14 protein-coding genes are annotated in these 12793 nt (G+C 67.0%); 9 read left to right on the top strand and 5 right to left on the bottom strand.

Annotated elements, in window-relative coordinates; genetic code table 11:
• The first annotated feature begins 14 nt into the window (after positions 1 to 14).
• The gene (locus V5F74_RS25550) at positions 15 to 926 is read left to right on the top strand and encodes an extensin-like domain-containing protein (protein ID WP_197022935.1); all 912 of its coding nucleotides are present in this window, start codon (positions 15 to 17) and stop codon (positions 924 to 926) included.
• Between the two features lie 88 nt (positions 927 to 1014).
• Here the strand turns inward: V5F74_RS25550 and V5F74_RS25545 are convergent, their stop codons facing one another.
• Entirely contained in the window at positions 1015 to 1617 is a 603-nt protein-coding gene (locus V5F74_RS25545; RefSeq protein ID WP_029555757.1) for a L,D-transpeptidase, read from the bottom strand.
• A gap of 314 nt (positions 1618 to 1931) precedes the next feature.
• On the opposite strand from V5F74_RS25545, the gene V5F74_RS25540 reads away from it, so the two are divergent.
• Entirely contained in the window at positions 1932 to 2135 is a 204-nt protein-coding gene (locus V5F74_RS25540) for a hypothetical protein (protein ID WP_024280859.1), read from the top strand.
• A gap of 254 nt (positions 2136 to 2389) precedes the next feature.
• Entirely contained in the window at positions 2390 to 3364 is a 975-nt protein-coding gene (locus V5F74_RS25535; RefSeq protein ID WP_029555756.1) for a magnesium transporter CorA family protein, read from the top strand.
• A gap of 9 nt (positions 3365 to 3373) precedes the next feature.
• Here the strand turns inward: V5F74_RS25535 and V5F74_RS25530 are convergent, their stop codons facing one another.
• Both V5F74_RS25530 and pdxH read right to left on the bottom strand, forming a co-directional pair.
• Positions 3374 to 4090: an SDR family NAD(P)-dependent oxidoreductase gene (locus tag V5F74_RS25530; protein WP_155982467.1), complete on the bottom strand. Its 717-nt coding sequence runs from the start codon at positions 4088 to 4090 to the stop codon at positions 3374 to 3376.
• 124 nt (positions 4091 to 4214) lie between these two features.
• Entirely contained in the window at positions 4215 to 4856 is a 642-nt protein-coding gene (gene pdxH, locus V5F74_RS25525; RefSeq protein WP_029555755.1) for a pyridoxamine 5'-phosphate oxidase, read from the bottom strand.
• 96 nt (positions 4857 to 4952) lie between these two features.
• On the opposite strand from pdxH, the gene V5F74_RS25520 reads away from it, so the two are divergent.
• From V5F74_RS25520 to pap, 4 genes are all read left to right on the top strand, one after another.
• The gene (locus V5F74_RS25520; RefSeq protein ID WP_024280855.1) at positions 4953 to 5360 is read left to right on the top strand and encodes an RT0821/Lpp0805 family surface protein; all 408 of its coding nucleotides are present in this window, start codon (positions 4953 to 4955) and stop codon (positions 5358 to 5360) included.
• A gap of 145 nt (positions 5361 to 5505) precedes the next feature.
• Complete coding sequence (locus V5F74_RS25515) at positions 5506 to 6456, top strand: DnaJ C-terminal domain-containing protein (RefSeq protein WP_029555754.1); 951 nt, start codon at positions 5506 to 5508, stop codon at positions 6454 to 6456.
• A 122-nt stretch (positions 6457 to 6578) separates the two neighbouring features.
• Positions 6579 to 7031 (top strand): MaoC family dehydratase, encoded by a 453-nt coding sequence (locus V5F74_RS25510; protein WP_029555753.1) that lies wholly within the window; start codon positions 6579 to 6581, stop codon positions 7029 to 7031.
• Between the two features lie 42 nt (positions 7032 to 7073).
• Entirely contained in the window at positions 7074 to 8561 is a 1488-nt protein-coding gene (pap, locus tag V5F74_RS25505; protein ID WP_394010477.1) for a polyphosphate:AMP phosphotransferase, read from the top strand.
• On the opposite strand, the gene V5F74_RS25500 is transcribed toward pap, so the two are convergent.
• Positions 8558 to 9562 carry an MBL fold metallo-hydrolase gene (locus V5F74_RS25500; protein WP_394010476.1) on the bottom strand — a complete coding sequence of 335 codons (1005 nt, stop codon included), beginning with the start codon at positions 9560 to 9562 and terminating at the stop codon, positions 8558 to 8560. The two genes, pap and V5F74_RS25500, sit on opposite strands and share 4 nt — an antisense overlap.
• A gap of 36 nt (positions 9563 to 9598) precedes the next feature.
• Positions 9599 to 9973 carry a winged helix-turn-helix transcriptional regulator gene (locus V5F74_RS25495; RefSeq protein ID WP_394010475.1) on the bottom strand — a complete coding sequence of 125 codons (375 nt, stop codon included), beginning with the start codon at positions 9971 to 9973 and terminating at the stop codon, positions 9599 to 9601.
• A 178-nt stretch (positions 9974 to 10151) separates the two neighbouring features.
• On the opposite strand from V5F74_RS25495, the gene V5F74_RS25490 reads away from it, so the two are divergent.
• Together V5F74_RS25490 and V5F74_RS25485 are read left to right on the top strand one after the other, a co-directional pair.
• Complete coding sequence (locus tag V5F74_RS25490; protein WP_394010474.1) at positions 10152 to 11168, top strand: zinc-binding alcohol dehydrogenase family protein; 1017 nt, start codon at positions 10152 to 10154, stop codon at positions 11166 to 11168.
• 173 nt (positions 11169 to 11341) lie between these two features.
• Complete coding sequence (locus V5F74_RS25485) at positions 11342 to 12790, top strand: tyrosine-type recombinase/integrase (RefSeq protein WP_394010472.1); 1449 nt, start codon at positions 11342 to 11344, stop codon at positions 12788 to 12790.
• The last annotated feature ends 3 nt before the right edge of the window (positions 12791 to 12793 follow it).

Raw genomic sequence — 12793 nt, 5'->3', positions numbered from 1 at the left:
CACCGGCCGGCCCCATGGTGATGCCCGCCGCCTGCGCCGATCTGATCGCGGAGGGGGCGATCGAGGCCAGCCTCGAGACGTCCCTCACTCCCAGTCCAGTCTGCGGCACGTTCATCCCGGTCAGACTGACCGCGGTTCGGCTGGCCGATGGACGGATGCTTCCGCTGAAGCCGGCGGCGATCTCGCGATGTGAAATGACCATGGCTGCCGCGGCGTGGATGAGTGAGGCTCTGGCCCCCGCCGTCGCTGACGCCGGCGGGGAGCTGACGGCGATCCGCATCGCCGATTCCTACAATTGCCGCCCGCGCAACCGGGTGGCGGGCGCCAAGATGAGTGAGCACGGCCGCGGCAATGCGGTGGATGTGGGCGGCTTCGAGCTGGGCGACGGGCGGGTGTGGACGGTCGCGAAGGGGGGCCTGCCGATGGCCCTGCGTGCGTCCATGAAGGACAGTGCCTGCACCCGTTTCGCCACGGTGCTCGGCCCCGGCTCAGACGGTTATCACGAGGATCACATCCATGTGGACCTCGCCCAGCGCCGGAATGACTTCAAGCTGTGCCACTGGAATCTCGACGCCGGTTCAGCCGTGGCGTCGCGCAAGGACAAGCCTGCGGCGACCGCTCCGGCGGCTTCGACCGGGGGAGGAGATGACGAGGCGGCGGAGAAGGTCGGGGCAACCGCCGCCGGGAATGCCGAGTCCGAGCCCCAGGCCCAGAGTGCACCACTTCCCCCGCCCAAGGGCGGGGCTGCATCCGGCAAACCCGCCACCGGCAAACCCGCTACCGGGAAGGGCACGGCGAAAAGTGACGCGCCGGGCGCGGATCGCGCCGCAAAGCCCGGCCAGACGAAGACATCCCCAGCCAAGAATACTCAGACCAAGGATGGTGGCTCAAAGGGCTCCCAGCCAAAGCAGGGGCAGGCCGACTGAAGGCTTTGCCATCTTCCGTAAGGAGAGCACGCAAACAAAAAAGGGCGCGGCCAAGCCGCGCCCTTTTTGCGTCAGACAGCCGTCGGGCTCAGAGCACCACGACCTCGGCACCAACCGGAACCCGGCTGTAGAGATCGATCACGTCCTCATTGAGCATGCGGATGCAGCCCGAGGAGATTGCCTGGCCAATGTATTCCGGCTGGTTGGTGCCGTGGATACGGAACAGGGTGTCCTGATTGCCTTGGTAGAGGTACAGGGCGCGGGCGCCCATGGGATTGTGGGGACCGGGCGCCACATAGGAGGGCAGGCCGGCAATGCGCTGGTGGATTTCCGGCGTGGGAGTCCAGCTCGGCCATTCGGTCTTGCGACCGACCTTGGCCTGGCCGCGGAAGGCGAGGCTTTCCTCGCCGACGGTCACGCCGTAGCGGATCGCCTTACCGTTGCCTTCCACGTAGTAAAGGTACTTGTTCGGGGTATCGACGACCACCGTTCCCGGCTTCTTGTTGGTCGGATACTCAACGATATGCCGCGCATACTGACCCGAAGGCTTCACATTCGGGTACGGCTTGTTTGCAAGAAGCTGCTTGTCACGCGCCGTCATCGCCGTTTCCGGCGCCGGCGCAATTGTCTCGGACACGCAGCCGCTGAGCATCAATCCCGTCAGCAGTGCCCCGACGACCCGCCACATCATAGCTCGCCTCTTTAACTCTTCCCTTGACGCACAAGGAGGATTCGACCCGCAAAAATGAATTAACCCAATGTCCGCTCCGCTAGAAGGGTGTTCAGTTGAGGAGCGGATGCTTGTGAGAAAGCGTTGCAGAAATGCCTCACAGATTGCCCTTTCGGCACCCTCTTTGGAGTTTCGCAAGCTTTGGGGCGCCTACTCTTCGTATGACCGCGGAGAAGTCGCATCGGCTGCACAGTTTTGACGCAGTTGATCGCCATCTCTGAAGGGGTCACGCGAAGGTGCCGCTGCGTAACGGCGCACCACACAGGAGTTGGGACATGTCTACCGGACACCAAGGGCTCAGCCCCCGGGAGGAATCGGATCTGAAGCGTACGGCGCAGAGCCAGCAGTGGCGCGACATCGGCATTTCCGCCGTAGCCGCGGCCGCCCAGCAGGCGAGCGACAAGAAGGCGGTCGAGGCCAAGGCGGCGCAGGCCAACAAGGTCGTCACCCTCAAGGACATCGACTTCCTCGCCGCCTGAGGCGGGAGCGATGGTCCACCCGGAACCGGCGCGGGGGCCGGACCGGGGTGGTGAAAGCGGTGCGCTGGCCGCAAGATGTCACGCATCGACACCCCCACGTCCCGATCGGCGGCGACACCGTTTTGCCGCCGGACGTCCGGATGGGTGGTATCCGTAGCGGGGAGTGGAAGCGGCGGCGGTCGCACCTCCCGATCGGCTCGGTTCCCACACGCCTCGCGGCGGGCTAGAAGGGCGGGCCGATCAAGGACCGCCGCATGCTCTTCGCCTATATCGCCAGACAAGGAAGCCTTGAGGCCGTTCCGGTCACGGACGGACCCATCCCCGAGGCCGCGGTCTGGGTCGACCTGATCTCCCCCTCCGAGGCGGACGACGACCGGGCGGAATCGTTCGCCGGCATCTCCGTGCCCACGCGCGAGGAGATGGGCGAAATCGAGCAGTCGAGCCGCCTCTATGTGGAGGACGGCGCGCGCTACATGACCGCCACCATACTCTGCGGCGCCGATACCGAGACGCCGGTGATGCTGGCCGTCACCTTCATCCTCACCCGCGGCCGCCTCATCACCGTGCGCTACGGCGAGCCCCGGGCATTCCCCTCGGTCTCCAACCGGCTGGGCAAGTCGTGCCCTGCAACGGTGAAGGGCGAGGATATCCTCATCGAACTGCTGGAGGCCGTGGTGGACCGTTCCGCCGACGTGCTGGAACAGATCGGTGCGGACGTGGAGCGCATCTCTCGGCGCATCTTCGAGCGTTCCAGCGGTCGGGAGAATGCCAACCAGCGCTACCGCGCCATCCTGTCCCACATCGGCCGCAAGGAGGGTCTCGTCTCCTACGCCCGGGAAAGCCTTGCTTCCCTGCAGCGGCTCATTTCCTTCCTCGGCGCGGACACCGACGGCTCGACCATCGCGAAAGACGGCAAGGCCAACATCAAGTCCATGAGCCGGGACGTGGCCGGACTGTCCGACTACGCCAATTTCCTCGGCGACAAGCTGCAGTTCCTGCTGGACGCCACCATCGGCATGGTGGGCCTGGAACAGAACAACATCATCAAGATCTTCGCCGTGCTCTCGGTGGTGCTGATGCCGCCGACGCTGATCGCCTCGATCTATGGCATGAACTTCCAGCACATGCCGGAGCTGAGCTGGACCTATGCCTATCCGGCGGCGCTCGTCGCGATGGTGATCTCCGGCATCCTGCCCTACGTCTTCTTCAAGTGGCGCGGCTGGCTGTAGACCGCCGCGTCAGACGTGCTGGCCACCATTGATGTGGATCTCGGCGCCGTTGAGGTAGGAGGAGGTCTCCGTGCATAGCACGTAGATGATCTTCGCCACCTCGTCCGGCGTGCCGAGGCGCTGCATGGGAATCTGCGCCACGATCTTGTCCGTGCCCGGCGAGAGGATGGCGGTGTCGATCTCGCCCGGCGCGATGGCGTTCACCCGGATGCCCCTGCGACCAAAGTCGGAAGCCATCTCCCGCGTCAGGGAGGCCAGCGCCGCCTTCGAGGTGGCATAGGCCGCCCCCGCGAAGGGGTGCACCCGCGATCCGGCGATGGAGGTGACGTTCACCACCGAGCCCTGCGCCTTCTCCAGTTCCGCCGAAAGCCCGCGGGCGAGGATGATGGGGGCGAAGAAATTCACTTGGAACACGTCCACCCAGGTCTCGAGGTCGGTGTCCAGCGTACCGAGGCGGGTGCCGCCCTCGCCCTTGGGCGAGATGGCGGCGTTGTTGACCAGCGCGTCGAGCTTGCCCTCTGGCAGGCGGCTCTTGACCTCGGCGATGGCCGCCTTGGTGCTGGCAGGGCTCGAAAGGTCCACCTGCAGATGGTCTTCGGGGCCGGCACCCCACGGGCACTTCTCCGGAAAAGCATGGCGCGAGCAGGAGATGACGCGCCAGCCGGCGGCGGAGAAGCGCTTCACCGTGGCGTGGCCGATGCCGCGCGAGGCCCCGGTGAGGAGCATGATGCGCGGCCGGTCTTCGGTTTCGGATGTCATGATGTCAGCCTCGGCCACAGCGGGCGAACGTGATGCAGCATCCGCCCACGTCCGGGTCAAGTCCCGTCAGCCCCGCCGCCAACCCTTTCGGTCAGGGATAGAGCCGCGTCTTGGTCCAGGCCTCGCCCTCGCCGGCGCGGCGGAACACCACGCGGTCGTGCAGGCGGAAGGGCCGATCGTGCCAGAACTCGATGGCCACGGGCAGGATGCGGAAGCCGGTCCAGTGGGGCGGGCGCGGCACGGTGCCGAGGGCATATTTCGCGGTCGTCGTCGCCACGGCGGCCTCGAGCGCAAAGCGGCCTTCCAGCGGGCGCGACTGGGTCGAGGCCCAGGCGCCGATCTGCGAGAGGCGGGGGCGGGTGGCGAAATAGGCGTCCGCCTCCGCGTCGCTCACCTGCTCCACCGGACCGCGCACCCGCACCTGCCGGCGCAGCGACTTCCAGTGGAACACCAGCGCCGCCTTCGGATGGGCCGCCAGTTCACGTCCCTTGGCGCTGCCGGTGTTGGTGAAGAAGACGAAGCCGCGTTCGTCCAGCCCCTTCAGCAGCACCATGCGCGCGTCCGGCAGCCCGTCCTCATCCACGGTGGCGAGGGTCATGGCGTTCGGATCGTTGGGCTCGGACTTGCCGGCCTCCTCGAGCCATTCGGCAAAAAGACGGAAAGGCTCAGAAGATTCGGTGAAATCACCGGATGTTAAGGGATCACGGGGTTCCATGGTGTCGCTCGCCGTCATGTGGAGCCCCTCGTGTCTGACCGTTCGCACGCCTCTCCGGGCGGCTTCATCGTTCTATATAGAAGTGTCGGGCGCCCGCGCGAAGGGCTCGCGGCCATGGCAGGCGCGTGTCTTCTCGCCGCGCTCCTGTCCGGTTGCGCCAGCGCGCCGTTCCATGACGACGATTCGCTCGTCACCGGCTCCATCAAGGCGACGCAGGTCTCCCTGCCGGTGCCGGAAGGGCCGGCCCCGAAGGGCATCACCGCCGGCGACTGGACGCAGGCCAAGCTCGCCCTCGACCAGGCGCTCGCCGCCCGGGATGGCGACGTGTCGGTGCCGTGGGACAATCCGGAGACCGGCGCCCGTGGCACGGCGACCCCGGTCGGCCCGACCCAGGCCGGTTGCCGCGGCTTCATGATCTCGCTGGTGGACGGCAAGTCCGCCGACCGCTGGGTGCAGGGCGAGGCGTGCAAGGGCCGCACCGGCACAACGCTCAACCAGGTCCGCCTGCTCGGTCGCGCCTGAGCCTTCTCCCGAGGAGTGGCGCGGAAAACGGGCATGGCGCACAAAAGCGCAATCGGGTTGAGCGGTGCCGTTGCATTTTCTGCGCCGCGAACCACATGTTCCCTGCGGCTGGCCGCCTGAGTGCCGGCCGGCGAGGTGACTATTCATGCGTGATCCCTACGACGTCCTCGGTGTTTCCAAGACCGCCGACGAGGCAGAGATCAAGCGCGCCTACCGCAAGCTCGCGAAGAAGCTCCACCCGGATGCCAATGCGTCCGATCCCAAGGCCCAGGACCGCTTCGCCGAGCTGAACACGGCGCACGAGATTCTCTCCGACAAGGAGAAACGGGGCCAGTTCGACCGCGGCGAGATCGACGCGGAGGGCAAGCCGCGCGCTCCGGAATTCACCGGCTTCGGCGGCGGCGGCCCCCGGCGCGGGCCCGGCGGCTTTTCCGGCTTCGACGGTGACACGATTTTCGAGAGCTTCTCCTTCGGTCCCGAAGGAGCCCGGCGCACGTCCCGTGGCGGTGGCGGCGGGTTCGAGGATATCGGCGACATCTTCGGCTTCGGTCGGCAGCGCCGGTCCGCCGGTGGCGGTTTCGCGCCCCAGCCGGGCGCCGACATGGAAATCACGCTCCCCGTCTCCTTCGAGGAGGCGACGCAGGGGGCGTCGAAGCGTGTCGGGCTGCCCAACGGCAAGCAGATCGATATCAAGATCGCCCCCGGCACCCGCGAGGGGCACCGGATGCGCCTCAAGGGGCAGGGCGAGCCGAGCCCCATGGGCGGCCCGGCCGGCGATGCCTACGTGACTATTTCCTATGCCAGCCATCCGCTGTTCGAGCGTGATGGCGACGACCTCAGGCAGTCTCTGGACGTGCCGCTCGCCGATGCAGTGCTCGGTGCCAAGGTGCGGGTGCCGACGCTCACCGGCGCGGTGGAACTCGCCATCCCGGCCTGGACCTCCGGCGGGCGCACCTTCCGCCTGCGCGGCAAGGGCCTGCCCAATGCGACAGGGGGCCACGGCGACTTGCTGGCACGGGTGAACGTGGTGCTGCCGGCGGAGAAGAGCGCGGAGCTGGAAGAGCTGATGCGCAAGCTCAAGGGAGAGGCGGCTTAAGGCCGCCTCCTTCTGCCATCCGGCTTGCCTGCGACGTTCCGGCTTACCATTTCGGCCGACTTTCCACCCGTGCGGCTGCCTTCTAGAGTGCGCGCCCCGACAAGCATAACGGAAGCGCGCCCATGTTCCTCGAATTGCAGAACCTCTTTTTTGAAGACCTGACGGTTGGGCGCATCGAGCGCATGTCGAAGACGGTGTCTTCCTCCGACATCGTGGGCTTCGCCGAGCTGACCGGCGACCGCAATCCCATCCATCTGTCCCAGCATTTCGCCGCGCGCACGCCCTTCGGTGGCCGGATCGCCCATGGCCTTTATACGGCGAGCCTGATCTCCGCCGTTCTCGGCACCCGCCTTCCGGGTCCGGGCGCGGTCTACATCTCCCAGACGCTGAACTTCCGTGCCCCCGTGCGCATCGACGACACGGTGGAGGTGGAAGTGCGCGTGGTGGAACTGATCCCCGAGCGCTTCCGCGCGCGGCTCTCCTGCATCTGCACGGTGAAGGGCGAGGTGGTGCTGGACGGCGAGGCGTGGGTGAAGGTGCCGTCCGCCGCCACCCAGAAGGTTGCATCGGCCTGAGCGGTCGTCCACGTTGCCTCCCCCGGCACGAGGAGAGGCGGCATGTTCGAATCCGCGACGTTCGCGCATCATCTCGACAAGGCCGCCTTCAAGGCGATGGAGCCCAGCCTGCGCGAGGATTTGCTCACCGCGCAGTTCCAGCTGATCGAGCAGAAGCGGCGCAGCCTCATCGTCCTCATCCATGGCCCCGATGGCGCCGGCAAGGGGGCGGTGCTGAACCGCCTCTATGGCTGGCTGGATGTGCGCAAGCTCCAGACGCTGACCTTCGACATGCCCTGCGCGCCGGAAGATCGCCCGGCCATGTGGAAATACTGGCGCGAGCTGCCGCCCTTCGGCCAGATCGGCATCATGCTCGGTTCCTGGTACCACGCGCCCCTCTGCAGGCGGGCACTGGACGAGATGAAGCGCGGCAACTTCATGGCGGCGCTGGAGGAAATCCAGCGCTTCGAGGCGATGCTCCACGCCGAGGGCGTGAGCCTGCTCAAGATCTGGCTCTATCTCGACGCGGAGGAGGCGCGCGTCCGCCTCAAGGGCGTCACCAAAGGCGACTGGCAGCGCCCCGTGGTGCGGGAATGGGAGGAGCTGAAAGGCGCCGGCCCGCGCAAACGGCTACTCGCCATCTCCGAGGACGCCGCCCGGGCCACCTCCACCGAAACGTCGCCCTGGCATGTGGTTCCGGCGGCCGACGAGGAGTATCGCGACGCCATGGCCGGCAGCCTGCTGCTGGAAAAGCTGCGCGCCCTGGTCGCTGAGCCTGAGCCGGCGCCCCAGCCGCTCGCGCCCAACCCCACGCGGCTGCCCCCGGCGCTGCCGACCTTCTCCATCCTTTCCACGCTGGACCTGTCAAAATCGCTCAGTGAGGACGATTACGACCGCCAACTGGCGCAGGAACAGAGCCGCATCACCCGCCTCACCAATTCCCCGCGCTTTGCCGATGCGGGGCTGGTGGTGGCGTTCGAGGGCTCGGATGCGGCGGGCAAGAGCTCCACCATCATGCGGCTGCGGCGAGCGCTCGATCCGCGCCGCTTCCGCGTCCATCCCATCGCCGCCCCGACCGACGAGGAGCGGGCGCGGCCCTATCTCTGGCGCTTCTGGCGGCACATTCCGGCCCATGGGCGCACGGTTATCTTCGACCGGTCCTGGTACGGCCGCGTGCTGGTGGAGCGCGTGGAGGGCCTGTGCGGGCCGGACGACTGGGGCCGCGCCTATGGCGAGATCAACGATTTCGAGGCCCAGCTTTCGGCCGCGCACTATGTGGTGGTGAAGTTCTGGCTCGCCATCAGCCAGGAGGAGCAGGCCCGCCGCTTCGAGGAGCGCGAGACCGTCGCCTACAAGCGCTTCAAGCTGACCCCCGAGGACTGGCGCAACCGCGAGAAATGGCCGCTCTACGAGGCGGCCGTGACCGAGATGGTGGACCGGACCTCCACCCGCGTCGCCCCGTGGACGCTGGTGGAATCCGAAGACAAGCGCTACGGCCGGGTGAAGGTGCTGAAGACCATCGCCGACCGCCTGGAAGCGGCGCTCGGCTAAGCGCGCGCCTCCCACACCTGCCCCGGGTGAAGCGGCAGGAAAAGGTGCCGCGCGATGCCTGCGGCGTCGAGAGCCTCGCCCAGCGCCCGCTTCGGCGCATCCTGCGCTTCGTCCGTGAGGCGGAACGTACCCCAGTGGATGCCCAGGCCCTGCGTGGCGCCGGTGTCCTCCAGGATGCGGACGGCCTCCGCGGGATTGGTGTGCTGGGGCGCCATGAACCAGCGCGGCTCATAGGCGCCGATGGGGATCAGCGCCACGCGCGGCGCGCCGAACGCGCTTTTGACCGACCGGAAGATGGCGCCGGTGCCATAGCCCGTATCGCCGGCGAAATAGATCAGCCCCTCGGGCGTCGCCAGCACGAAGCCGGCCCACAGGGCAAACCGCCGGTCCCTTATGCCGCGCGCCGACCAGTGGTTAGCGGGATGGAGGATCGCCTCTACGCCCGCGCCGAGATCGAAGCGTTCTCCCCAGTCGCCGGTGGTGATGTCGAGGGCCTTGATCTGCGGGCGCAGGATCTTGTCGTTGCCGAGCGGCGTCAGCACGCGCGGGCGATGGGTGCGCTGGAGGCGACGCAGCGTCGCGAGATCCATGTGGTCGTAGTGGTTGTGGCTGAGCAGCACCCAATCGATGGGCGGCAGCGCGCCGAAGTCGATGCCGGGCGCGGTGTGCCGCTTAGGCCCCAGAAACCGGAGCGGGCCTGCGCGCTCCGACCAGACCGGGTCGGTGAGGATGTTCAGCCCCGCGACCTGGATGAGCACGCTGGCGTGCCCGACCATGGTGATGCGGATGCCGGACGTCACGCGCGGAGGCGGCGTCTCCTGCCGTGCGGGGAGTCGTGGCTCGGCCGGCCAACCGACGGGCACGGGCTCCTGTCCCCGCTTGGCGCGGCGCCAGGCGAGAAGATCCTTCAGGCTCTTGTCGGTGGAGGGGTGGTCAGGATTGAAGAAGCGCGTGCCGTCGAAATGATCCGAGGGCGGGCCATGATGGTACGGACGGGGCATGGCCCGACACTAGCCGAATTTGGTGGTGCTGGCGCGCTATTCGGCGGCCAGCGCGTGCTCGGCATGGGGAAACGGGCAGGCCGCGCCCTGCAGATGGCCGCGGCCGAAATCGGCCAGCGCCTCCACGACGCCGCGCAACGCTTCGCCCTTCTGCGTGAGCCGGTAGCCGACTTGCGGCGGGACCGTGGGATAGACCCGGCGCGGCACCAGCCCGTCCGCCTCAAGCTCGCGCAGCGCCTTGGAGAGGATGCGCTGGGTGACGTTCGGCATCCTCCGGCGCAGCTCGGAGAAACGCAGCTCGCCGCCCATGAGGTGATGGAGCGTCGCGCCCTTCCACTTGGCGCCGATCAGCGCCAGCGTCGCTTCCACGGGGCATCCCGTTCCCGGATAGGTCATGTGGCGCGTTGCCAATGCTCATCCCTCCAACCACCGCAATGGCAGCGAAGTATGGCGGAGGGCGATCGCCCGCGCCACACAACGTATCATGACTGATACCAGCCCACCCGATTGTGCCGTCTTGCGCCGCACGCCGGACAATCAAGATTAGGGGACACCGGCGCGCCCCGCGCCAGCTTCGAGAGAGATCGTCATGAAGGCCATCGGTTACGTTACCTCCCGTCCCGCCGACAGTCCGGATGCCCTGTTCGCCTTCGAGGCGCCGAACCCCGTTCCGGGCCCGCGCGACCTCCTGGTGCGGGTGAAGGCCATCTCGGTCAATCCGGTGGATACGAAGGTGCGCATGCGCCGCCAGGGGACGGCCGAGGCACCGGTGATCCTCGGCTGGGATGCGGCCGGCGTGGTGGAGGCGGTGGGTGCCGACGCCGGAGCGTTCGCGGTGGGCGACGAGGTCTATTATGCCGGTGCCATCACCCGGCCCGGCACCAATGCCGAGCTTCATCTGGTGGATGCCCGCATCGCCGCGCGCAAGCCGCGTACCCTCTCCTTTGCCGAGGCCGCTGCCCTGCCGCTCACGGCGCTCACGGCCTATGAGAGCCTGTTCGACCGCCTGCGTCTGCCGCGCGGTATCGCCGACGACAAGACGGTGCTGCTGATCGTCGGGGCCGCCGGAGGCGTCGGCTCCATGGCGGTGCAACTGGCGCGCCGGCTCGCCTCCGCCACCATCGTCGGCACCGCCTCCCGCCCCGAGAGCATCGCCTGGGTGAAGGAACTCGGCGCCGACCACGTGATCGACCACACCAAGCCGCTCGCGGGCGAGCTGAAGGCGCTCGGCCTTGGCGGCGCGCATCGCATCTTCAGCATCACCGGCACCCACCAGCATTGGCCGCAGCTGGTCGAGGCGCTGGTGCCCCAGGGCGCCATCTGCGTCATCGACGATCCCGCCGCGCTCGACGCCACCCTCCTGAAGCCCAAGAGCGGGGCGCTTGCCTGGGAGTCCATGTTCACCCGCTCCATGTTCGAGACCCCGGACATGGACACCCAGCACCGCATCCTCTCCGAAGTCGCGGGACTGGTGGACGAAGGCCTCCTGCGCACCACTCTCGGCGCCCACTTCGGCCCCATTACCCCGGACAACCTCCGCCGCGCCCATCTCGCGCTGGAGAGCGGGCGGTCCATCGGCAAGATCGTGCTGGAGGGCTGGGAGTAGGCTGCATGGCGCGGTGGCTGGGGCGCCTGGATCCCCAGCCAGCGCGCCCTCTTGCCCTTTCATATCAATGAAATCAGTTGGTTATGGTCCATCGATGTACTAGAACGATGTACTAGAGCGACGGGTCGTGGTGGTACGGAATGGCGCCGAGGGGCAATTGGCTGAAGGGTAGGGTGAACGTCTGGTGGTTTCAGATGGCGGTCCCGGCGGCGGTGCAATCCGCTGTCGGGAAGAAGGTCGTTGCCGAGAACTTGAAGACGGCCGACAGGCGTCTGGCCCAGCATCTGGCGCTTGCGAGGGCGGCTCATTGGAAGCGGGAGTTCGACCTGCTCCGGGCGTCGGAGGTGGAGACACAGCCTCCCCATGTCGTCTTCGAGGAGGTGGTCCAGCGCATCAACTGGCTGAAGCAGAAATTCCGCGATCCCGACGATCTGGACGAACAACTGGACCTCCTTTGGGATGGCTATGCCGATCCCGAGGCGCGCCGTCTCGGCGTGGGCGAACTGAGCGAGACCGATCCGGACGAGGTCCATCCCGAGGTGGCGGCCGCGCTGGAAGCGATCAAGGCCGCGCGGGCGGGCAAGGTCGAGGCACCTGCGGAGTTCCGCGCGCCGTTCTCTGATCTTTCCGCACGCTACATCACCGACATACAGCGGGACACGGCTAACCGTCGCACCATGCAAACCATCTCGCAGATGGAAGCCGTCTTTCGCCTGTTTCGGGACCACATCGACAACAAGCCCCTAGCCATCGTGAAGGGCAAGGTGGTCGCCGCCTTCTTCGACAAGGTGAAGCGGCTTGACCCTAACTGGGGCCGGTCGCCGGACACGAAAGGGCGGACCCTCGATCAGTTGCTCGCCTTTTATGCGAAGGCGGGCGGCAAGGTGCTCAGCAGCCGGACCCTGAACCGCTACGTCTCTTCGTTGAACGGGTTGTGGGAGTGGGCGGACAGCAGGGGGGAGGTGTCGGGCAAGAACCCCTTCTCCGGCCACTGGACCAAGGTGAAAACGCGGAGAAACGCCCATGCCCCGTGGACAGACGAGGCGCTGAAGGTGGTGCTGAGCTTGCAGTCGAGCCCTGGGAGCGAGGGCAAGCCAAACCCTCTGTATTGGCTCCCCCGCATCGCCCTGCTGTCGGGAATGCGCCTGAACGAGATCTGCTCGCTGGAATGGGCGGACGTTCAGACGGAGGAGGGCGTGACCTATTTCGACATTCCCGAGGGCAAGACGGAAAGCAGCGTTCGTGTCGTGCCAGTCCATAGCGCCTTGGCCCCCTTCCTCGACCTTTGCCCCCGGTCCGGCTTTCTGTTCCCCAGTCTGGCGCCGGGCGGTCCCGATAAGAAACGCGGTTGGAACATCGGCAAGAAGTTCGGGCGGGTCACGCTCGCGGCGGTTAAGGCCGGTTCACTGAAGGCCGAGCAGCGCTCCACCTTCCACGGCTTCCGCAAGAACGTCGCCCAGGCATTCGAGCGATACCGCATCGCCGAGACGGAGGCGGCCCAGATCATCGGCCACAAGAAGCCTGGCATGACCTACGGGGTTTATTCGCCGATCGGGCTGAGGATCGAGCAGAAGCAGGGGTTGGTGGAGTTGCTGAGGTTGCCGGGCAAAGGGTTTGAATAGATG

It is taken from the genome of Xanthobacter aminoxidans, from assembly GCF_043193615.1.
GTDB lineage: Bacteria > Pseudomonadota > Alphaproteobacteria > Rhizobiales > Xanthobacteraceae > Xanthobacter > Xanthobacter aminoxidans.
The sequence above is the reverse complement of the archived record's forward strand: the minus strand, read 5'-3'. Positions and strand labels throughout refer to the sequence as shown.